Annotated in this window: 22 protein-coding genes; 12 read left to right on the top strand and 10 right to left on the bottom strand. The window is 67.8% G+C overall.

Annotated features, from left to right (window positions below):
- Nucleotides 1-24 precede the first annotated feature (24 nt).
- Entirely contained in the window at nt 25-1203 is a 1179-nt protein-coding gene (locus ACIA8C_RS02440) for an exonuclease SbcCD subunit D (protein ID WP_397130455.1), read from the bottom strand.
- Between the two features lie 405 nt (nt 1204-1608).
- Here ACIA8C_RS02440 and ACIA8C_RS02435 point away from each other — a divergent pair, with 405 nt between their 5' ends.
- Nucleotides 1609-2766, top strand: a complete 1158-nt coding sequence (locus ACIA8C_RS02435) for a DNA recombination protein RmuC (RefSeq protein ID WP_397130454.1) — start codon at nt 1609-1611, stop codon at nt 2764-2766.
- A gap of 58 nt (nt 2767-2824) precedes the next feature.
- Nucleotides 2825-3697, top strand: a complete 873-nt coding sequence (locus ACIA8C_RS02430; protein WP_397130453.1) for a DUF6542 domain-containing protein — start codon at nt 2825-2827, stop codon at nt 3695-3697.
- A gap of 14 nt (nt 3698-3711) precedes the next feature.
- Here the strand turns inward: ACIA8C_RS02430 and ACIA8C_RS02425 are convergent, their stop codons facing one another.
- A complete protein-coding gene (locus tag ACIA8C_RS02425) occupies nt 3712-4662 on the bottom strand; it encodes a phosphotransferase family protein (protein ID WP_397130452.1) in 951 nt (316 codons plus the stop codon).
- 55 nt (nt 4663-4717) lie between these two features.
- The gene (locus ACIA8C_RS02420) at nt 4718-5731 is read right to left on the bottom strand and encodes a 4-hydroxy-3-methylbut-2-enyl diphosphate reductase (RefSeq protein ID WP_396994103.1); all 1014 of its coding nucleotides are present in this window, start codon (nt 5729-5731) and stop codon (nt 4718-4720) included.
- Nucleotides 5732-5897: 166 nt separating this feature from the next.
- On the opposite strand from ACIA8C_RS02420, the gene ACIA8C_RS02415 reads away from it, so the two are divergent.
- From ACIA8C_RS02415 to ACIA8C_RS02390, 6 genes are read left to right on the top strand one after another with little or no spacing between them, the layout of a single operon-like run.
- Entirely contained in the window at nt 5898-6524 is a 627-nt protein-coding gene (locus tag ACIA8C_RS02415) for a lipid droplet-associated protein (RefSeq protein ID WP_397130451.1), read from the top strand.
- Nucleotides 6521-7870: an exodeoxyribonuclease VII large subunit gene (gene xseA, locus ACIA8C_RS02410; protein ID WP_397130450.1), complete on the top strand. Its 1350-nt coding sequence runs from the start codon at nt 6521-6523 to the stop codon at nt 7868-7870. Before ACIA8C_RS02415 ends, xseA begins: the two co-directional genes overlap by 4 nt.
- 2 nt (nt 7871-7872) lie before the next feature.
- Nucleotides 7873-8124 (top strand): exodeoxyribonuclease VII small subunit, encoded by a 252-nt coding sequence (locus tag ACIA8C_RS02405; RefSeq protein ID WP_397130449.1) that lies wholly within the window; start codon nt 7873-7875, stop codon nt 8122-8124.
- Nucleotides 8121-8468, top strand: a complete 348-nt coding sequence (locus ACIA8C_RS02400; RefSeq protein WP_397130448.1) for a VOC family protein — start codon at nt 8121-8123, stop codon at nt 8466-8468. Before ACIA8C_RS02405 ends, ACIA8C_RS02400 begins: the two co-directional genes overlap by 4 nt.
- A gap of 37 nt (nt 8469-8505) precedes the next feature.
- A complete protein-coding gene (locus ACIA8C_RS02395; RefSeq protein ID WP_397130447.1) occupies nt 8506-8805 on the top strand; it encodes a type II toxin-antitoxin system Phd/YefM family antitoxin in 300 nt (99 codons plus the stop codon).
- Nucleotides 8805-9197, top strand: coding sequence for a type II toxin-antitoxin system VapC family toxin (locus ACIA8C_RS02390; RefSeq protein ID WP_397130446.1), 393 nt, complete (start codon nt 8805-8807; stop codon nt 9195-9197). The genes ACIA8C_RS02395 and ACIA8C_RS02390 overlap by 1 nt, the downstream gene beginning before the upstream one ends.
- Here ACIA8C_RS02390 and ACIA8C_RS02385 read toward each other — a convergent pair.
- Nucleotides 9194-9760 carry a DUF4245 domain-containing protein gene (locus ACIA8C_RS02385; RefSeq protein ID WP_397130445.1) on the bottom strand — a complete coding sequence of 189 codons (567 nt, stop codon included), beginning with the start codon at nt 9758-9760 and terminating at the stop codon, nt 9194-9196. The genes ACIA8C_RS02390 and ACIA8C_RS02385 overlap by 4 nt on opposite strands.
- 194 nt (nt 9761-9954) lie before the next feature.
- Here ACIA8C_RS02385 and glpX point away from each other — a divergent pair, with 194 nt between their 5' ends.
- On the top strand, nt 9955-10998 hold the full coding sequence (gene glpX, locus ACIA8C_RS02380; protein ID WP_397130444.1) for a class II fructose-bisphosphatase: 1044 nt from the start codon (nt 9955-9957) through the stop codon (nt 10996-10998).
- Between the two features lie 299 nt (nt 10999-11297).
- Complete coding sequence (locus ACIA8C_RS02375; RefSeq protein WP_397130443.1) at nt 11298-12704, top strand: class II fumarate hydratase; 1407 nt, start codon at nt 11298-11300, stop codon at nt 12702-12704.
- A gap of 345 nt (nt 12705-13049) precedes the next feature.
- Here the strand turns inward: ACIA8C_RS02375 and ACIA8C_RS02370 are convergent, their stop codons facing one another.
- The 3 genes from ACIA8C_RS02370 to ACIA8C_RS02360 all read right to left on the bottom strand — a co-directional run bounded on the left by ACIA8C_RS02370 (nt 13050) and on the right by ACIA8C_RS02360 (nt 16104).
- Nucleotides 13050-13904, bottom strand: a complete 855-nt coding sequence (locus ACIA8C_RS02370; protein WP_397130442.1) for an acyl-ACP desaturase — start codon at nt 13902-13904, stop codon at nt 13050-13052.
- A gap of 98 nt (nt 13905-14002) precedes the next feature.
- Nucleotides 14003-14548, bottom strand: coding sequence for an LGFP repeat-containing protein (locus ACIA8C_RS02365; RefSeq protein WP_397130441.1), 546 nt, complete (start codon nt 14546-14548; stop codon nt 14003-14005).
- Between the two features lie 170 nt (nt 14549-14718).
- Entirely contained in the window at nt 14719-16104 is a 1386-nt protein-coding gene (locus ACIA8C_RS02360; protein ID WP_150402248.1) for a PhoH family protein, read from the bottom strand.
- 507 nt (nt 16105-16611) lie between these two features.
- Here ACIA8C_RS02360 and ACIA8C_RS02355 point away from each other — a divergent pair.
- On the top strand, nt 16612-16884 hold the full coding sequence (locus ACIA8C_RS02355; RefSeq protein WP_396994116.1) for a hypothetical protein: 273 nt from the start codon (nt 16612-16614) through the stop codon (nt 16882-16884).
- Between the two features lie 16 nt (nt 16885-16900).
- Here the strand turns inward: ACIA8C_RS02355 and ACIA8C_RS02350 are convergent, their stop codons facing one another.
- Both ACIA8C_RS02350 and ACIA8C_RS02345 read right to left on the bottom strand, forming a co-directional pair.
- A complete protein-coding gene (locus tag ACIA8C_RS02350) occupies nt 16901-17107 on the bottom strand; it encodes a ferredoxin (protein WP_397130440.1) in 207 nt (68 codons plus the stop codon).
- A 9-nt stretch (nt 17108-17116) separates the two neighbouring features.
- A complete protein-coding gene (locus ACIA8C_RS02345; RefSeq protein WP_397130439.1) occupies nt 17117-18193 on the bottom strand; it encodes a cytochrome P450 in 1077 nt (358 codons plus the stop codon).
- Nucleotides 18194-18303: 110 nt separating this feature from the next.
- On the opposite strand from ACIA8C_RS02345, the gene ACIA8C_RS02340 reads away from it, so the two are divergent.
- On the top strand, nt 18304-19008 hold the full coding sequence (locus ACIA8C_RS02340) for a helix-turn-helix domain-containing protein (RefSeq protein WP_397130438.1): 705 nt from the start codon (nt 18304-18306) through the stop codon (nt 19006-19008).
- Between the two features lie 18 nt (nt 19009-19026).
- On the opposite strand, the gene ACIA8C_RS02335 is transcribed toward ACIA8C_RS02340, so the two are convergent.
- On the bottom strand, nt 19027-19446 hold the full coding sequence (locus tag ACIA8C_RS02335) for a limonene-1,2-epoxide hydrolase family protein (RefSeq protein WP_397130437.1): 420 nt from the start codon (nt 19444-19446) through the stop codon (nt 19027-19029).
- Nucleotides 19447-19495 lie beyond the last annotated feature (49 nt).

Below are 19495 nucleotides of genomic sequence, written 5' to 3'. Positions count from 1 at the left end.
CTCGGCGCGCGGTAAGGCGCGCCATCACGCCGAGAGTTCCGCTGCCGCGTCGGCGGCCGTCGGCACCTGATCCGGTTCCGCGACCGCGGCCGCGAGCGCCCGCTCCAGCCAAGCCATTTCGCCCTCGCTCGGCACACCGCGGACGTCGGTGAGGAAGCTCTGCGCTACTTCGGTATCGCGGCGACCGTGCACCCGCTCACGGTAGCGCAGCTCCGGGTTGCCCTCCGGCCGCACCCACTCGACGTGCACCGCGTGCGGGAACCGTTCGCGCAGCTTGCGCATGGCGTCGACCGGGCGGGTCGAGTCGGTGAGCACCGCGGAAACGTAGTGCTCCTCGGCAGGTGCGTGGTTGGCGTCGATGAGCAGCTCGTCGAGTGTTCCGGTGAGCTTGCTCAGCCCGCGGACCACGGGCAGGTCGCGCCGCTGAACCGAGTGCAATCCGGCGGCATCGAGCTCGATGAGCCACACTGCCTTGCGGTGCGAGCTCTCCGCGAACGAATACGGCAGCGGGGAACCGCAATAGCGCACGGACTCCGAGAGCGTCTGCGGGGAATGCAGGTGGCCGAGAGCGACATAGTCGATGCCGTCGAAGGCCGACATCGGCACCGTCTCCACGCCGCCGACCGAGATGGAGCGTTCCGAGCCCGTCGCCTCGCCGCCGACGACGAAGGCGTGGGCGAGCACCACCGTGCGGGTGCGATCGCGCTGTTCGATGTCCGAGCGGATCCGGCCCATCGCGGCGTCGAGGATGTCGGCGTGCGAACGTGCCTGCGGCACACCGAGTTCCACGCGGGTGATGTCCGGCTCCAGGTACGGGATGCCGTAGAACGCCACGGGACCGTGCTCGTCGTCCAGCAGCACCGGGCGGTCGGCCTCGGCGACAGTGGTGCGCAGATACAGCCCGCCCGCCGCCGCGAAGCTCGCGCCGGCCCCGAGCCGGGCGGGCGAATCGTGGTTGCCCGAGGTGGCGACGATGCGGGCCCCGGCCGCGCGGATCGCCTCGAAGCCGCGGTTGCACACCGCGATCGCGTCGGCACTCGGAATGGACCGGTCGTACACGTCGCCGGGCAGCACCACCACGTCGACCGACTCCTCGGCCACCAGCTCCGCGATCGCGGTCAGTGAACGCGCCTGGTCGGCAAGCAGATCGACCCCGTGGAACGTGCGTCCGATGTGCCAGTCCGAGGTGTGCAGCATCCGCATCCGCGAAACCGTAGGCCACCGCACCGACACAATTCAATTGCCGAGGCCGCCGTGTCGGATAGCCGCCCTTTCGTGCGGCGTGTCAGCGGTGATTCGCCGGCACTCCGATGGCTATTCCGCGGTGCGCGCCGGCACCATATGCCGCTCCGCGGTCGTCCGGTCACCGGGCTCATAAGTCACACCGCGAGTGGGGTTTTCGACGCGGCGTAGCGCATCGCACCATCGGGTACGACGCCTGGTCGATCACTACCCGAGCGATGCGGGTCACGAATTCGGTTGCCTTGTCATGACTGACGGCGTCGCACCGCCACGTATGGACGGCTTGACCGCCGCGTTTGCCGACACGGCGCTGCGTAATTGCCGACCGGCGCGTTCTTGTCGGTGGGGTGCGGCACTATCGGCGCTATGACCGCACCGATGCTCGTCGCACTGATGCTGGTGTTCGCCGCCGGGGTAGGGCTCGGCTGGCTCGGCCATGCCGCGCGCGCCGGGCAGCGGGCCGCGCAGGCGGAGGCGAGACTCGCGGCGGCCACCGACAACGAGCATCTGCTACGGCAGTCGCTCACCGCGGCGAACGAGGATGCGGCGCGCAGGCATTCGCATGCGATCGGCGCCATGGTCGATCCGCTGCGCGACGCGGTCGGCGCGCTGAACCAGCACATCCAGCAGGTCGAGCACCATCGGATCAACGCGTACTCCAGCCTGCGCGAGCAGGTCGCCGGCATGCAGCGCACCTCGCTGCAGCTCACCAGCCAGACCAGTCAGCTGGTCGCCGCGTTGCGCGCGCCGCAGGTGCGCGGGCGGTGGGGCGAGATCCAGCTGGAGCGGGTGGTCGAGCTGGCCGGGATGACCAGGCACGTCGACTTCGACACCCAGGTGACCCGCGCGGCCCGCGGCGACGGCGATGGCGACCGCACCGGGAACGTCCGCCCCGACCTGGTGGTGAATCTGTCCGGCGGCAGGCACATCGTGGTCGACGCCAAGGTGCCGTTCAGTGCCTATTTGGACGCGAGCATGGTCGACGATCCCGACATCCGGGCCGAGCATCTGACCAGGCACGCCAAGCACCTGCGCGGGCACATCGACCAACTGGCCGATAAGGCATATTGGGCCGCGTTCGATCCGGCGCCGGAATTCGTGGTGCTGTTCATCCCCGGCGATCCGTTCCTGGACGCCGCGCTGACCACGGACTCGGGACTGCTCGAGTACGCGTTCGGCCGGAACGTGATCCTCGCGACGCCGACCACATTGATCGCGCTGCTGCGCACGGTCGCGTTCGGCTGGCGGCAGGAGGCGCTGTCCAGGGATATGGCAACAGTTCAGCAATTAGGCAAGGAGTTGTACGCCCGGCTCGGCATGACGGGCAGGCATCTGGATCGGCTCGGCGCGCAACTCGGCAAGGCCGTCGACGCTTTCAACTACACGGTGGCGTCGGTGGAATCGCGGGTCATGGTCACCGCGCGCAAACTGCACGACCTGGAAATAGCGGAACAGGAGGTGCCTGCGATCGAGCGAGTGGATTCGTGGCCACGTGCGGTGGGCTTCGCCGACGCCGACGATTAGCCGGGACAACCGCCGTGCCATAACGCCGTCCGAGGCGGCGAAGGTTAGTGTTCATAATGTGGCTGCTTCCCAACGTGTGCGAACCCGGGTGCCCGCGCCGCAACGCTCGATACTGCCGACGGTCCCGGGTCTCCCGGTGGGCGCGGCGGTCCTGATCGCGGTTGCCTGCACGTTTCTGGGTTTCTTGATCGATGCGAACGGCGACAGTACCGATCTCACCGGTACCTTCGCCGCGCTGTACGTCGTCGGTTGTGTCGCAGCCGTACTGACAGTCCGCTATCGCGGGCTGTTCACCACCATGGTGCTGCCGCCGCTGCTGCTGTTCATCGCGGTTCCGCTGGCTTACAAGCAGCTGACCGGCGTCGCGCTGGACTCGATCACCGAGATCCTGCTGAAACTGGCGGTCCCGCTGGTCGAGCGGTTCCCCACCATGTTCCTCGCCTCCGCGCTGGTCCTGCTGATCGGCGGCGCACGCATCATGATGCAGCGCCGCAGCGACGCCGCGGGTGGAGCGGCCGATCCCAAGCGCAGCGAAAGCTGGGGCCGACCCGGCACCAAGCGCCCGCGCACCGGCAGGCCCGGTAGCGCCGGTCTCGCCGAATCGGCTCGCCGCCGCACCCGCCGCCCCAAGGACGACGCGGACGATCTCGACCGCGCCGAGGACACCCCACGACCGTCCCGCCGCGCCACGACGCCGGTGGCCGACGCCCCGCCCCGAGTCGCAGGCCCCGCCCGCCCCCGCGAGGGCCGCCCGGCCCCCCGCACCGGCGCCCGCCCCGCCGCCGCGGGCCCGCGCACCGACGCCGAACCACCCCGCGGCAATCCCCCGCGCCGCCGCGGCGAAATGCCGCCCCCACACCCCCAACCCAATGTCCGCTACCGCGAACGCGATTCGAGCCGCCCGGACCGCCGCAGGCCCGAAAACCTGTAGCTCCCGCCGGATCGTCAGTTACCAAGACCGTCGGCAAACGGCATTGCTCGCCAGTGCTCGATGGACGGTTTCAACGCGTCGGCGAGCATCGGCAACTGCGGAACGAGCACGAGACACGCCAGCGTTCTGGCCATGCCTACGGCGTTGATGAAGCGCATCACGCGCTCGTCCAACTGTCGCTGTCCTCGGCGCTCGGCCGCGGCGTTGTAGGCGGCCTCGCACTCGGGGCCGAGAAACGCCAGATCCCATTCGACCGGTCCCAAGGTGGCCAGTTCGAAGTCGGCATATAACACACCACTCGGCACGGCGACGATATTGACCGCCGGGGAATCCCCGTGGATCGGCTGCAGGTCGATGACAGGGAACTCCGCCTCGAACGCCGCACGCGACCGGATGACCGGCTCCAGGACCGCCCATTCGCGCTGTGCGCGGTCGAGGTCAGCAGGGTCGATCAGGTCGGGGCGCGCTGCGAGAGCCGCAAGGCTCTCGGTGACCCACGCCGGTTCGGCCGAGGACAGGAACGGCAGCTCCCCCGGGTAGTCACGCAGCGCGGCGTGCAGGTCGGCGATCAGGCCGGCGTTGTGCACGTAGTCGGGTTCGACGCTCGGGCCCTGCTCGACAAACTGCCAGAACGTCATCGAGAAACCGTTGCGCCGCACGGGTTCCCGCGGCACCAGCGGACTCGGCGGAATCACCGGCGTGCCCTGTTCGGCGAGCCACGCCACCACATCGAGCTCCACCCGCTGGCGTGCGGCCTGCGCGTCGAGGTCCAGGTGCGCGGGTAGGACGGTGGGGACGCGGACCACCACCGGTGCCGGAGCCAGGTGCACAACGACGGAGAACGCGTCATGCAAGATCGTCGCGTCGGTCACCGTCAGCCTGAGCGCACGGCCCGCGGCAACGGCCGCCTCGACCGCGCGCGACGTGCGGGTGGTGAGTTGGTCGGACGTCATCGCTGCTGGCATTCGGCGATGGTGCCAGGCCTGCTAGTTGCGACGCGACGGATTTACCGCGGTTCGACTAGCGGGCGCGGGTGGTGCGCAGTTCTCGGGGCAGGGCGAAGACGAGGGTTTCGTTGGCCGTGGTGACCGGCTGGACGTCGGCGTAGCCGTGCTCTTCGAGCATGTCGAGGACGCCGCGGACCAGGATCTCTGGGACCGAGGCGCCGGAGGTGATGCCGATGGTGCGGACGCCGGTGAGCCAGGCGGGGTCCACCTCGCGGGCGTAGTCGACCAGGTAGGACGCCTTGGCGCCGGCGTTGAGGGCGACCTCGACCAGCCGCACCGAGTTCGACGAGTTGCGCGAGCCGACGACGATCACCAGATCGCATTCGGGTGCCATCGCCTTGACCGCGACCTGACGGTTCTGGGTGGCGTAGCAGATGTCGTCGCTGGGCGGGTCCTGCAGCGCGGGGAAGCGCTCACGCAGCCGCTGCACGGTTTCCATCGTCTCGTCGACGCTCAGCGTGGTTTGTGAGAGCCAAATCACCTTCGACTCGTCGCGCACGGTGACCTTATCCACCGCGGCGGGGCCGTCCACCAGTTGCACGTGGTCGGGTGCCTCGCCCGCGGTGCCCTCGACCTCCTCGTGCCCCTCGTGCCCGATCAGCAGGATGTCGTAGTCGTCGCGGGCGAACCGCTTCGCCTCCTGGTGCACCTTGGTGACCAACGGACAGGTGGCGTCGATGGTGTGCAGATTGCGCGCCGCGGCGGAGGTGTGCACGGCCGGTGAGACGCCGTGCGCGGAGAACACGACCACCGAGCCCTCGGGCACCTCGTCGGTCTCGTCGACGAAGATGACGCCCTGCTCACGCAGCGTTTCCACGACGTGGCGGTTGTGCACGATCTCCTTGCGCACGTAGATCGGCGCGCCGTGCTTTTCCAGGGTCTTCTCCACGGTTTCCACCGCACGGTCCACGCCGGCGCAGTACCCACGCGGCTCCGCGAGCAGCACCCGCTTGCCGCCGACGGTATCGGCGGTTCCGGCACCCGCTGAGCGGGCAATTCCGACGTTCAAGGGTATGGCCGTGGACATGCCGACAGCTTACGTGCGCACACCGACTCCGCGCCGGTCGGGCATTGCGCCCGCGAACCGCGCGCGCGGCGGCGAGGCGTACTCTGCGCACGCCGTTCCATGCGCCAGAATCACTCCGGTGAGCCCCGACCTTTGCATAGCACACCATTTCGGGCAGGCTAGGACCATGTTTCGACCACCGTTCCTGGCCCGGGTAGCCGCCGGGGCCGCCGTATACGCCATTGAGGAAACTCGCAGGCTACCCACGGCCGCAATGAATTTGCCGATCACCGCCATCAGCCAGATGCTGCAGACGACGATGCACGTCCAGCAGTTCGTGACCAGCCTCGCGCTCAAGGGCGACGCGGTTTTCGATCGATTGGGCAACGCTCCGGAAGAACAGCCGGAGTGGGCCACCTTCGACGAGGACCTCGACAGCGAGCAATCCTTCGGCGGCACCGCGGCGCACACCAGCCCCTTCGATCTGTACGCCGCCGAAGAACCCGAATCGCCTGTCACCACCCAGGAGACCCCGGCCGGGCACAACGGCCACTCGGTCGACTTCGTCGCCGAGCCGGACACCGCTGAGCCGGAGATCGTCCGCGCGGAGGACCCCGCGCCCGCGATCAGCGAGCCGGAAGTAGCCACCCGCTACGACTACGCCAACATGACCCTCGCGCAGCTGCGCGCCCGCCTGCGCATGCTGACCGTCGAAGACCTCACCGCGCTGCTGGATTACGAGCAGCAGACCCAGGACCGGGCGCCGTTCGTGACCATGCTGACGAATCGGATCGCCACCGTGCGGGCCCAGTGACCGAACCCCGGACGCCTTCGCAGACGGTTGGCCGGGCCACCCCCGGCCAACCCGAGCAACCCCAGACCCCGACTGCCGCGCCCGCGAATTCCGCCGAGCAGCCGTATCCGGTCCGTTCCGTCGCGATCAAGGTCGCGCAGTGGATCGACCGGCTCGGCAGCATCTGGGTCGAGGGTCAGATCACCCAGATCAATCTGCGGCCGGGCACCCGCACCGCGTTTCTGGTGTTGCGCGACACGTCCGCGGACATGTCGCTCTCGGTGACCTGTGACCCGGACCTGATCCGCAAGTCCCCGATTCCGCTGCAGGAAGGCAGCCGGGTCGTGGTCTACGGCAAGCTGTCCTTTTTCACCGGCCGCGGCACTTTGTCCTTGCGCGTCATCGAGATTCGCCCGGTCGGCATCGGCGAGCTGCTCGCCAGGATCGAGCGGCTCAAAGCTTTGCTCGCCGCCGAGGGACTCTTCGATCCGCGGCTCAAGCGGCCGATCCCGTTCCTGCCCAAGACCATCGGCCTGATCACCGGCCGCGCGAGCGCCGCCGAGCGCGACGTCCTGACCGTGGCCAGAAATCGTTGGCCCGCAGTGCGTTTCGAGATCCGCAATACCGCGGTGCAGGGACCTACCGCGGTGACGCAGATGCTGGAGGCGCTGGCGCAGCTCGACCGCGACCCGGCGGTCGAGGTAATCGTGCTCGCCCGCGGCGGCGGCAGCGTCGAGGACCTGCTGCCCTTCTCCGACGAGGCACTGTGCCGCGCCATCGTCGCCGCGACCACCCCGATCGTGAGCGCGATCGGCCACGAGCCGGACAACCCGCTCAGCGATCTGGTCGCCGACCTGCGCGCCGCCACCCCCACCGACGCCGCGAAACGCGTTGTCCCCGACGCCGCCGCGGAATTGGCCGGGGTGCGCGATATGCGCGCCCGCTCCGCCGCCGCGTTGCGCGGCTGGGTCGACCGGGAAACGCGCGCGCTGACCCAGCTGCGCTCGCGTCCCGTGCTCGCCGACCCGCTGCGCGAAATCGACCGTCGCCGTGAGGAAATCGAGCGCCTGCGCGCGTCGGCCCGGCGCGTCGCCGAGCAGTACATCCGCACCGAGGCCACCGCGACCAGGCACCTGCGCGAGAAGCTGACCGCGGTGGGCCCGGCCGCCACGCTGGCCCGTGGCTACGCTGTCGTGCAGCGCGTCGCGGGCACCGAGCGGCATGTGGTGCGCACGATCGAGGATGCACCCGCGGGCAGTCAGCTGCGCATCAGGGTCGCCGACGGCGCCGTCTCCGCGGCAGCGCTTGGCACGAAGGCACTAGGCGCGCAGCGACCCACCGAAGACACCGAAACAAGGAGGAGCTGACCTTGGCCGAGCCCGGCCCCCGCGACGCCGAGACCGAACTGGCCGAGATCGCCACCTTCGGCTACGAGCGCGCCCGCGACGAACTGGTCAATGTCGTGAAGATGCTCGAGCAGGGCGGTCTCGACCTGGACGAGTCGCTTGCCCTGTGGGAGCGCGGCGAGGCGCTGGCCAACCGCTGCGAGGAACACCTGGCCGGTGCCAGAAAGCGCGTCGAGGACGCGCTGTCGCGCACCGACCTCGAGGACCACAAATGACAATCCGCCGGGCCACGCCGGACATCCGCACCACCGACATCGAGCGCAGCCGCGACTTCTACAAGTTGCTCGGCTTCGAAGAGGCGATGGATCTCGGCTGGGTAGTCACCATGGCCTCCCCGTCCAACCCCACCGCCCAGGTATTGCTCGTCGGCCCCGACGCGGAAAAGCTACAGCCGAACATGAGCGTCGAGGTCGATGACGTGGACGCCGTGCACGCGGCGATGACCGAGGCAGGCGCCGACATCGTCTATCCGCTGACCGACGAGGAGTGGGGTGTCCGCCGCTTCTTCGTCCGCGACCCAAGCGGCACCATCGTCAACGTGGTCAGCCACCGACACTAATCAGCTATGTGACACAAATTTGTGGCACAATATGTCTATGACTGCCATCCCCATCCGTGAGCTCTCACACCACACAGCTCGATGCTTGGCGTTGGTCAAAGCTGGCGAAACAATCGAAATCACCGAGCGCGGCAAAGTCATCGGCCGCATTGTGCCGGTGGACGCGGAGCGGGATATTCGCGCCAAGATGCTTGCCGAAGGACGGATGCGGCCTGCGACCAGGGGTCGTGCAGACTTTCTTGCGGATGTGCGCCGTCGGCTGGTATCGGCGCCTGCGGACCCTGCCGATCGGGCGAGCACGGCGCTGCAGGCGCTTCGAGATGACGAGCGCTACTGATGCTCTATCTGGACACCAGCGCGCTGGTGAAACTGGTCCATCTGGAGACCGAGTCCGCCGCGCTGATGAACTGGCTCGATGATCGACCCGAAGTGCCGTGGGTGGCGTCTGCCCTTGTCGAGGTCGAGTTGGTCCGGGCGGTGCGGGTGGCCGAGCCCGCCGACCTGATTCATATCCCCGCTGTCCTGTCTCGGGTGGACAGGCTCGATATGGATGGAATCGTACGGTCGAATGCCGCGGCGATTTCACCCGCGACCATACGAAGCCTCGACGCACTCCACTTGGCAACCGCGCTAGAACTGGCAACCGATCTCACCGCGGTAGTCACATATGACAAGCGGCTGGGTGAGGCAGCGGAGGCAGCGGGCCTGACCTGGGTGGCTCCCGCCTAACGGGTCAGCGGCTGGGCGGCTGTGATCGCCTGGGCCAGGGTGACGAACGAGTCGCGCTGGCCGGCGCCGGTGATGAGGACGCGGGACTGGCCGAGGTCGGCTATCCAGGCCGATTCCGAGCCGGGTTCGGCGTAGACGATCCATTTCTGGTCGCCGATCTGCTCGGTGCCGCTGGCGTAGCGGGAGCCGAGGACGAACCTGGACATCGATTCCTCGGTCGCGTTGCTCTGGCTGAAGCGCATGTAGGAGCCGTGGCCAGTGATATAGCCGACAGTGCTGATCGGGCCGCCGCCGGTGCCGCTGATGTTTTCGCGACTGCCGGAGTTTGGGGTCCAGTCACTGGGGAGGGCCGGGTTCCGGATGGGGAATGGCAGGCTGCGCGCGTCGGAGGTCAGCGCCGCCCGCACGTCGAAGTGGGGAATCTGTCCCTGCGTCGGACCCTTTGCGGCGAAACTGCATTGGCTCGCGAGACCTGCGAAAACCACGGCGATCAACACGAGCGGGATCAACGACCAGAACAGATCCCGGTAGTCGTTCATGATGCGTGGCTTTTGTGGGGACACGCACTCAGTATCCACTCGCGTGTTCAGTGCTCCATCTCCCACCCCGAACCGGCGAGCAGGGTGTACGCCCGTCCCAGTCGGAGTGAGACAATCGTCCGGACCGTCGCGCGCGGTCAGGGCCGGAGGCGGCAGCTTGCGTAGACCCCGCGCGCGGCGCATCGAATTCTGTACCGACGCACAGGAGGCACCCCGCAATGACGGCATCTTCCCCGACACCGAGCCGCCGCGAGGCGCCGGACCGCAACCTCGCGCTAGAGCTGGTCCGCGTCACCGAGGCCGGTGCGATGGCCGCTGGCCGGTGGGTCGGCCGCGGCGACAAGGAGGGGGGCGACGGCGCCGCCGTCGACGCGATGCGGCAGCTGGTGAACTCGGTGTCCATGCGCGGCGTCGTTGTCATCGGCGAGGGCGAGAAAGACGAGGCGCCCATGCTGTTCAACGGCGAGCTGGTTGGTGACGGCACCGGTCCCGAGGTCGACTTCGCGGTCGACCCGGTCGACGGCACCACGCTGATGTCGAAGGGCTCGCCCGGCGCCATCGCGGTGCTCGCGGTCGCCCAGCGTGGCGCCATGTTCGATCCGTCCGCGGTGTTCTACATGAGCAAGATCGCGGTCGGCCCGGACGCCGCCGACGTGATCGACATCTCCGTCCCGATCGGTGAGAACATCCGCCGGGTCGCCAAGGCCAAGAACCTGTCGAAGTCGGACCTGACCGTCTGCATCCTGGACCGGCCCCGGCACGCCGGGCTGATCCAGGAGGTCCGCGACGCGGGCGCGCGCATCCGGCTGATCTCCGACGGCGACGTCGCGGGCGCCATCGCCGCGGCCCGCCCCGACTCCGGCACCGACATCCTGGTCGGCGTCGGCGGCACCCCCGAGGGCATCATCGCGGCCGCGGCGATGCGCTGTATGGGTGGCGAACTGCAAGGAATGCTCGCCCCCACCGACGACGACGAGCGCCAGAAGGCGATCGACGCGGGCCACGACCTCGACCGCGTCCTCACCACCGAGGACCTGGTAGCCGGCGACAACGTCTTCTTCTGCGCGACCGGCGTCACCGACGGCGACCTACTCCGCGGCGTCCGCTACTACGGCGGCGGCGCATCCACCCAATCCATCGTGATGCGCTCCAAATCCGGCACCGTCCGCATGATCGACGCCTACCACCGCCTGACCAAGCTCCGCGAGTACTCCTCGGTCGATTTCATCGGCGACGAACACGCAACCCCGCCCCTCCCCTGATCCGACCGAAGGCGCCCTTCACTTGGCCAGACCGACCGACGGACCGCTTCAGTCGGCAGTTGTGTTCGACCGAAGGGGCTCTTCAGTCGGTCGATAGACCGAGGACCCCCTCGGTCGGTGTGCGATCCGATCGAAGGGCGCCTTCGTTGGGTCGGGCGGGGCGCGGGAGACATTTGGTCGAGGATGGGTGGACAGGGGCGGATGGGCCTGCGGGTCTGTTCTATTCCGGCCGCCGTATGTGCGAATCACTACAGGCGTGGCAGCCCCGTGGGCGCTCGAGGCGGCATAGGGTCGAAATCATGACCGAGGAGACGCAGCAGTATCGGATCGAGCACGACACGATGGGCGAGGTCAAGGTTCCGGTGGACGCGCTCTGGCGGGCGCAGACCCAGCGGGCCGTGGAGAACTTCCCGATCAGCGGCCGCGGCCTGGAGCGCGCGCAGATCCGCGCGCTCGGCCTGCTGAAAGCCGCCTGCGCCAAGGTGAATCGGGATCTCGGCCTGCTCGACCCGGCCAAGGCCGACGCCATTGTCACCGCGGCGAACGAGATCGCCGAGGGCAAGCACGACGATCAGTTCCCGATCGATGTGTTCCAGACCGGCTCGGGCACCAGCTCGAACATGAACGCCAACGAGGTGATCGCCTCGATCGCCAAGGCGAACGGCGTCACGGTGCACCCGAACGACGATGTGAACATGTCGCAGTCGTCCAACGACACCTTCCCCACCGCCGTGCACCTGGCCGCCACCGAGGCGGTCATCACCGATCTGGTGCCCGCGCTCGAGCACCTGCGGCTGGCGCTGCTGGACAAGTCGACCGAGTGGCGGACCGTGGTCAAGTCGGGCCGCACCCATCTGATGGACGCGGTGCCGGTGACGCTCGGTCAGGAGTTCGGCGGTTACACCCGGCAGATCGCCGCGAGCATCGATCGTCTGATGGCGACGCTGCCGCGGCTCGGTGAGCTGCCGATCGGCGGCACCGCCGTCGGCACGGGCCTGAACGCACCCGACGGTTTCGGCGGGAAGGTCGTCGCGGAACTGGTCCGCTCGACCGGTCTGGACGCGCTGCGCGAGGCGGCGGATCACTTCGAGGCGCAGGCGGCGCGGGACGGACTTGTCGAGGCGTCGGGCGCGGTGCGCACCGTCGCGGTGAGCCTCACCAAGATCGCCAACGACATCCGCTGGATGGGTTCGGGACCGTTGACCGGTCTCGGCGAGCTCCAGCTGCCCGATCTGCAGCCCGGCAGTTCGATCATGCCAGGCAAGGTCAATCCGGTACTGCCCGAGGCGGTTACGCAGGTCGCCGCGCAGGTGATCGGTAATGACGCCGCGGTCACTTTCGGCGGCGCGAACGGTGCCTTCGAGCTCAATGTCTATATCCCGGTGATGGCGCGCAATCTGCTCGAGTCGATTCGCTTGCTGGCCAATGTTTCCCGGCTCTTCGCCGACAGGTGTGTGCGCGGGCTGGTCGCCAATGTCGATCACCTGCGCACGTTGGCGGAATCTTCGCCGTCCATTGTGACGCCACTGAATTCGGCAATCGGCTACGAGGAAGCGGCGGCCGTCGCCAAGGAAGCGTTGAAACAGAAGAAGACAATTCGCCAGACGGTTATCGATCGCGGCCTGCTCGATGAAAAGCTCACCGAGGAAGAACTCGACCGGCGATTGGATGTGCTGTCGATGGCGAAGGTCAAAGATAAGAAATAGCAATTACTTTCGACGCTACGTCGAGCGGCACGTTGGACACCCTCATGGTCCAACGTGACGCCCGAACGTGCGTGTGCGCGGGTATGTCAGCCGAAGCAGACGTACCCGCGCCGGGCATCACAAAAAGATGCCGAGTGCGGCGAGAAATGCAGTCGCGCCGACAGAGGCCAGCGCAAAGAGGCCGCCGAGAATTGCTGCAATCATGATTCTTTCCTTTCTTGCGTCCGCGCATTGCGGATGTACTCAGCTAATCGCGAGCAATGCCGCGTGTGTTTCATCACATTTTTCGCGGCGCAAGAAAGAATCCGGTCGGCGCGGTAAATCCACGCGCCGACCGGGAGTAATTCAGCGCAGGTACGCGAGTTCGGCGCGGGCCTTTTCGCCCTCTTCGCCGAGATCCGTCCGGGTGAAGACGTTCCACCGCTGCAGCAGCGGCTTGAACACCAGCTCGTCTTGCTTGGCCGGATCGTAGATCCCGGCCTCGGCGAGCACGTCGTCACTGTTGCGCCCGTCGGCCAGCGTCACCGACGGCACCGTGAAGCCGGCGACTTGGTCGGCGATGGCGCGCATCGCCTGGTCCGGCGCCACGTTCAGGCCCGCCTCGACCAGTTCGGCGAAGACCACCGCCTGCAGCTCGTCGTCCACCGCGATGCGTTCGGCGATCGCGGTGACCATCGGGCTCTCGCCGAGCGCGGCGGTGTTGCGATGCCGGATCGCGGCGGCGATCTCCTCGAACGCGCAGGCGGCGAGCACGTCGAGCAGGTGCATGCCGGGGCGGCGGAAGCCGGTGGTCATGTTGTCCATCCGCATCCGCTCCAACGCGACCGGGTCCACCGACCTGGTCGTCATGAGGAAGTTGCGGATCAGGATCTCGTGCCGGTTCTCCTCGGCGGTCCACCGCCCGACCCAGCGCCACCAGGCACCGGTGCGCAGGTACTTGCCGAGCTCGCGGTGGTACGAGGGCAGGTTGTCCGCGATCAGCACGCTGACCGTCAGGGCCAGCTTGGCGACGTCGCTGAGCTCGGATTGCTCCGGCGCCCAGTCGGTGCCATGCAGGAACGCGAAGTTGCGACCGTCGTCCCACGGCACGAAGTCGTGCGGCTGCCATCCGTCGGCGGCGTCGATGTGACGGCGCAGAATGGATTCCACGTCCAGCGCGAGGGATTCGAGCAACTCGCGATCGGTCAAGAGAGTTTGCACCTAGACAACCTAGCGGTTGAGCCCGTGATACGGGGATTTTTGGAATGAGACTGGACGGGCGTCCGGGACCGGTCGTGGCGTCCCGGACGCCGCACCGACTACTGCTTCGGGGTGACCGTGGTCTTGCCGTCGACCCAGGTGATCGTGCCACCGGAGAAGTCGCTCTCCTTGCCGCCCGCGATGTCCTTCTCGTCGCTGGTCGGGTAGCCGAGCTTGCCCATGGCGCCGCCGTTGTCTTCCCACGCCTTGCGGATCTCGCCCCAGACGATGTGCGCCTCGCCGTCCTTGGCCTTGTACACCGTGCCGCCGACGAAGTCCTGGTACTTGCCGTCCTCGGGACCGGACTCCTGCGCCTCCAGCGGAGCGCCGAGCGCGCCGGCCGGACCGCCCGACGCCACGTACTTGTTGAAAATCGCACCGGAGACGGTGAGGTCACCGCGCTGCGTAGCGATCTTGGTCTCCTCCGCGGCACCCGAGGCGTGCTCCTCGCCGTGCTGCATCGCGGCCGCGGTGGTCGTGATGGACGCCGCCGCGTTGTTGTCGTTCTTGTCGTCGTCCTTGCTGCAGCCGGCGACGATCAGGCCTGCTGCGGCGAGCAGGGCAGTGTATCCAGCCGTTCGTCGAGCGAAGTGGTGCATTTCCATCCTCTCGAAAGTGGCTTACCGAGGACGTCGCCGACTCGGTGACGCCGCTGGCAGCCTAGGCCGATGTTCAGCAATGACCCGGCGAATCCACCAGGGACACGCCGGGTCATGCCGAACAGCTATCGCAGGGATATTACCCGGCGACTGTGAGCGGAAACACACCACCCAACTCAGGCGTTGGGGCCGTACTCCTCCAGCATCTCGGTGACGAGCGCCGCGATCGGCGAGCGCTCACTGCGGGTCAGCGTGATGTGCGCAAACAACGGGTGACCCTTGAGCTTCTCGATCACCGCGGCCACCCCGTCGTGCCTGCCGACGCGCAGGTTGTCGCGCTGGGCCACGTCGTGGGTGAGCACCACCCGCGAACCGGTGCCGAGCCGGCTGAGCACCGTGAGCAGCACGTTGCGTTCCAGCGACTGGGCCTCGTCGACGATCACGAACGAGTCGTGCAGCGACCGGCCGCGAATGTGGGTGAGCGGCAACACCTCCAGCATGTCGCGGGCGAGCACCTCCTCCATCACCTCGCGACTGGCCAGCCCGTCGAGCGTGTCGAAGACCGCCTGGGCCCACGGACCCATCTTCTCGCTCTCGCTTCCCGGCAGGTAGCCGAGCTCCTGGCCGCCGACCGCGTAGAGCGGACGGAAAACAACCACCTTTCGCTGAGTTCGCCGCTCCAGCACCGCCTCCAGGCCCGCGGTCAACGCGAGCGCGGATTTGCCGGTGCCCGCCCGGCCGCCGAGCGAGACGATGCCGATGCTCTCGTCCAGCAGTAGATCCAGCGCGATGCGCTGCTCGGCGGACCGGCCGTGCAGGCCGAACGCCTCGCGTTCGCGCACCAGCTGAACCCGCTTGTCCGGCGTGACCCGGCCGAGCGCGCTGGAGCTACTGCCCAACAACCGGATGCCGGTGTGGCAGGGCAGTTCCCGGGCATCATCGATATCGAGGACGGAGTCCGAGTAGAGCTGGTCGATCTGCGCCGTGCTGACGTCGAGTTCAACCATGCCGGACCAGCCGGAGGTGACGACGTCCTGTGCGTGATACTCGTCGGCTTGCAAGCCCACCGCACTCGCTTTGACCCGCAACGGAATGTCCTTGGACACGAGCACCACCTGGCGGCCCTCGGCCGCCAGATTCAGTGCGCAGGCCAGGATTCGGGAATCATTGGTGTCGGTGCGGAATCCGACCGGAAGGACCGCGGGATCGGTGTGGTTCAGTTCCACCTGCAGCGTTCCACCCTCGGTGCCGATCGGCACCTGCTGATCGAGCCTGCCGTGCTGCAGGCGAAGATCGTCCAGGTTGCGCAGGGCTTCCCGCGCGAACCAGCCCAATTCATGGTGATGCCGTTTGCCTTCGAGTTCGCTGATGACCACCAGCGGTAGCACGACGTCGTGTTCGCCGAACCTGGTGAACGCCCAGGGATCGGACAAAAGGACCGAAGTGTCGATGACAAAGGTATCGGCCGGGGAATGCGAGGGGTGTGCACCCTTCGCGGCGGTTCCGCCTTTCGCGGAACGGGATTGCGCCGAGGGAGCGGGAACGGAGCGTGAAGCAGTCACGGTGGGCTCCTCTTTGTCCGCGCGGCACCCGCACGAACGATCTCGCTGGACCGGTCCGTCCTGATGGGATCTGGCGTTACCGTCAGATGCCACGAGGGCCGGGTGCCGGCCCCCTCGTACTGATCAGCTCAGTCACGGTCAGGACCTCCCGTACGAGCCACACCGCCGCGGCCCGCACCATCGACGCTACCGCCGAACTACGCTTCCCCGCTCCCGCACAGGTAGGCGTGTCCGTGAATTTGTCGTTAACCCCGAAACACCCAGGCCCGCGTACCCCGCGCCAGCCGTTCCCAAACCGGCCGGTGCGCAGTGATACGGCCGCTCAACGGCGCCTTCGCGGCCGCGGCCGAGTCCAGCGCGGATTCATCTCGACGCCGACGACGTGACCAGCATCATTGCCGCATCATCGGCGATCAGCCAGTGCTGAACTACGTCGGCACGACGACTGGGCTCAGCGGACGGACCGGCCCTCGCCGCCGGTCGGTGGGTCCCGTTAGAGTCGCGGGTATGGCCGGTAACGAGGACCTGGAGAAGTTGTCGTCGAAGGAACTGCACGATCGGGCGGTGAAGCTGGCCGTGCGGCACGGGGACGTGAAGTTCCTGTGGCGGCTGCTCACCTCGATCCCGGCGGCCGAGGCCGCCGCGGGCAACCTTGGTGAGAGCGAGGCGGACATCAAATACGTGCTGCCGATGCTGGACGACTACATCCACGCGGGCGACGGCGAGATCGCCGAGGTGCTGCGGCCGTTCTATCTGGAGTATCTGACCGAGCACAACTGATCGCCCGGTCCGTCGGCTACGAATTCCCGTCCGGCGCAACCATGATGGCGCCGGCCGGGCACACCTGCTCCGCTTCTCTGCTCATCGTGTGTTGCGCGGGCGGCGGCGCGGGGTCGAGTATCCGTACCTTTCCGTCGTCGGCGTCCTGATCGAACACCTCGGGCGCGAGGAGCGCGCACATCCCCGCGCCGATACAGCGGTCGCGGTCGGTGGTGATCTTCACGGGGCACTCCTACCAGGTGACCGGGAGCCGGTGCACGCCATAGATATCCATGTCGTGCCGGAGCGGAACGTCCTGCGCCGGGACGGCTAGCCGCAATGTCGGGAAGCGATTCAGCAAGGCGGGCAACGCGACCCGCATCTCGACGCGAGCGAGCTGCTGACCGAGGCATTGGTGGACGCCATGCCCGAAGCCGACATGGCCGACCGCACTGCGGCGGATGTCGAAGGTGTCCGGCTCGTCGAACTTGGCCGGGTCGCGATTGGCCGCCTGGATCGATAGCGTCACCGTCTCCCCCGCCTTGACCGTCTGTCCGTCGAGCTCGACATCAGTGAGCGCCGTGCGCGGCGTGGTGTGCACGATGCTCAGGTATCGCATGAGCTCCTCGATGGTCTGGTCGGCGAGTTCGGGGCGAGCGCGTAGTTCGGCGAGCTGGGCGGGATGGGACAGCAACGCGAAGGTGCCGAGCGCCAGCATGTTCGCCGTGGTGTCCAAGCCCGCGCCGAGTAGCAGCGCGCCGACGCCGGCGAGCTCGTCGTCGTCGAGGTCGCTCTCGGTGATGTCGCTGAGCAGGTCGTCGGTGGGCGCCGCGCGCTTGGCGACGACCAGTTCGCGGAGGTATTTCACCACCGCCGCGTAGGCCGAGGTCCGCTCGTCCATGGTCGCGCTCGGGTCGTTGGCCACGGCGACGGACTGCCGGAAGGTGTTCCGATCGGTGGCGGGAACGCCGAGCAGTTCGCAGACGGTCAGCGCTGGGACGGGAAAGGCGAAGGACTCGACCAGGTCGACCGGACCGCCGTCGCGCGCCATGGTCTCCAGGTGTTCGGTCGTGATCTCCTCGACGCGCTCGGTGAGCATGGCCATCCTGCGCACGGTGAACTTGCCCGCCAACAACTTTCGGTAGCGGGTGTGCAGCGGCGGGTCGACACCGAGCATGTCGCCCGGCGGTGCGGGTGGCATCGGGCCGGTATCGGCGAGCGGGTTGTGCCCCAGCTCGTAGCGCACGCTGAAGCGCGGGTCGGCGAAAACGGCGCGGACGGTCGCGTGTCCGGTGGCGAGCCAACCGCGGTGGCCATCAGGGAAATTCATGCGGACGAGCGAGGGCAGGGTGGTCAGTTCTGCGGGCGGGTCGAAGGGACAGCCTGGCTGCCGAGCTCTGGGCAGTTCGACGGCAGCCGCCCGATTCAGGAGGCGAGCCCATGCCCGGTGGCAGGCTGACCGAGCACGATCGCAGGCAGATCGCCGACGGCCTCGCGGAAGGGCTCGGGTACGCCGAGATCGCCAGGCAGCTCGGCAGGCCAACGTCCACCGTCAGCCGCGAGGTCATCCGCAACGGCGGCCCGAGTCGTTACCACCCCGGACGCGCCCACCGGGCGACCGAGCAACGCGCCCGCAGGCATCGGGATCGCGGCGCGGCACCCGAAAACACCCGCGCCGCAGGCGATCCGGCCCTCAACGAATTCATGACCCGGTTCACCGCACAGATCGCCAACGCCGGCGTGCCGCGCACCGCGGCCGCCGCGCTGGCCCACCTGTACACCACCGACAGCGGCAGCCTCACCGCCGCTGAACTGGCACAACAGCTTCGGGTCAGCCCCGCCACCATCTCCTCGGCCGTCCGCATGCTGGAAGACCAAGGACTCATTCAGCGCGAACGCGACGCCCGCAGCCGCCGGGATCGCTACGTGGTCGACGAAAACATTTGGATCCATGCGACATTGGTCAGCGCGCGGCAGGTGGCCGACCTGGCCGAGGTGGTCCGGCGCGGCGCCGAGATATTCGGCGCGGGCACACCGGCGAGCGACCGCGCGCAGCACACCAGCCGGTTCCTCGACTTCGTCGGTCGCGACATGATCGAGTCCGTCGAACGCTGGCGAAAGTTCCTCGACCAGCAGCCGGATTAACGCGGCCGCACGGCCGATTCAGCCGCGCGGCAGTGCGGCGCGGAAGAGCCCGACGGCCGTGCCGCGCAGAAGGTTCTCCCAGCTGAAATGGTCGTGCCACAGGATGATTCGGCCGTCGCGCAGTTCGAAGGTTCCGGTCACCCAGAACGCGATGCGGATCGGGCCGAAGCGCAGGATGTCGGTGCGGTCGGTGAGCACGATATTGCCGTCGGCGGCGATGCGGTGCATTTCCACCGCGAAACCGAGCGCGTCCCGATCCAGGCCGAGCAGTACCTTGCGCGCCAGCCCGCTACCCATATCGGGCAGCGAAGTGTTCTTCCACACGGCGTCCGGGTGCAGTAGGTCCAGCGCGTCGGTGACGGGGCCGTGTTCGAGCGCGGCAAAGAACTGCCGCACCGTGGTGATCGCGTCCTGCTGTAGTTCGAGGTCCTGGGTCATGTTCCGACGATAGGCGGTAATCAGGTGGTGTGGCAGCCTCGCGGACGTC

The organism is Nocardia sp. NPDC051321 (assembly GCF_044455225.1).
Classification (GTDB): Bacteria; Actinomycetota; Actinomycetes; order Mycobacteriales; family Mycobacteriaceae; genus Nocardia.
The sequence above is the reverse complement of the archived record's forward strand: the minus strand, read 5'-3'. Positions and strand labels throughout refer to the sequence as shown.

Excerpts from the sequence above, each read along its gene's own strand:
- ACIA8C_RS02440 (WP_397130455.1), bottom strand. The coding sequence starts at position 1,203 with ATGCGGATGCTGCACACCTCGGACTGGCACATCGGACGCACGTTCCAC.
- ACIA8C_RS02435 (WP_397130454.1), top strand. The coding sequence starts at position 1,609 with ATGACCGCACCGATGCTCGTCGCACTGATGCTGGTGTTCGCCGCCGGG.
- ACIA8C_RS02425 (WP_397130452.1), bottom strand. The coding sequence starts at position 4,662 with ATGCCAGCAGCGATGACGTCCGACCAACTCACCACCCGCACGTCGCGC.
- ACIA8C_RS02420 (WP_396994103.1), bottom strand. The coding sequence starts at position 5,731 with ATGTCCACGGCCATACCCTTGAACGTCGGAATTGCCCGCTCAGCGGGT.
- ACIA8C_RS02415 (WP_397130451.1), top strand. The coding sequence starts at position 5,898 with ATGTTTCGACCACCGTTCCTGGCCCGGGTAGCCGCCGGGGCCGCCGTA.
- ACIA8C_RS02400 (WP_397130448.1), top strand. The coding sequence starts at position 8,121 with ATGACAATCCGCCGGGCCACGCCGGACATCCGCACCACCGACATCGAG.
- ACIA8C_RS02395 (WP_397130447.1), top strand. The coding sequence starts at position 8,506 with ATGACTGCCATCCCCATCCGTGAGCTCTCACACCACACAGCTCGATGC.
- ACIA8C_RS02390 (WP_397130446.1), top strand. The coding sequence starts at position 8,805 with ATGCTCTATCTGGACACCAGCGCGCTGGTGAAACTGGTCCATCTGGAG.
- glpX (WP_397130444.1), top strand. The coding sequence starts at position 9,955 with ATGACGGCATCTTCCCCGACACCGAGCCGCCGCGAGGCGCCGGACCGC.
- ACIA8C_RS02375 (WP_397130443.1), top strand. The coding sequence starts at position 11,298 with ATGACCGAGGAGACGCAGCAGTATCGGATCGAGCACGACACGATGGGC.
- ACIA8C_RS02365 (WP_397130441.1), bottom strand. The coding sequence starts at position 14,548 with ATGGAAATGCACCACTTCGCTCGACGAACGGCTGGATACACTGCCCTG.
- ACIA8C_RS02355 (WP_396994116.1), top strand. The coding sequence starts at position 16,612 with ATGGCCGGTAACGAGGACCTGGAGAAGTTGTCGTCGAAGGAACTGCAC.
- ACIA8C_RS02345 (WP_397130439.1), bottom strand. The coding sequence starts at position 18,193 with ATGAATTTCCCTGATGGCCACCGCGGTTGGCTCGCCACCGGACACGCG.
- ACIA8C_RS02340 (WP_397130438.1), top strand. The coding sequence starts at position 18,304 with ATGCCCGGTGGCAGGCTGACCGAGCACGATCGCAGGCAGATCGCCGAC.
- ACIA8C_RS02335 (WP_397130437.1), bottom strand. The coding sequence starts at position 19,446 with ATGACCCAGGACCTCGAACTACAGCAGGACGCGATCACCACGGTGCGG.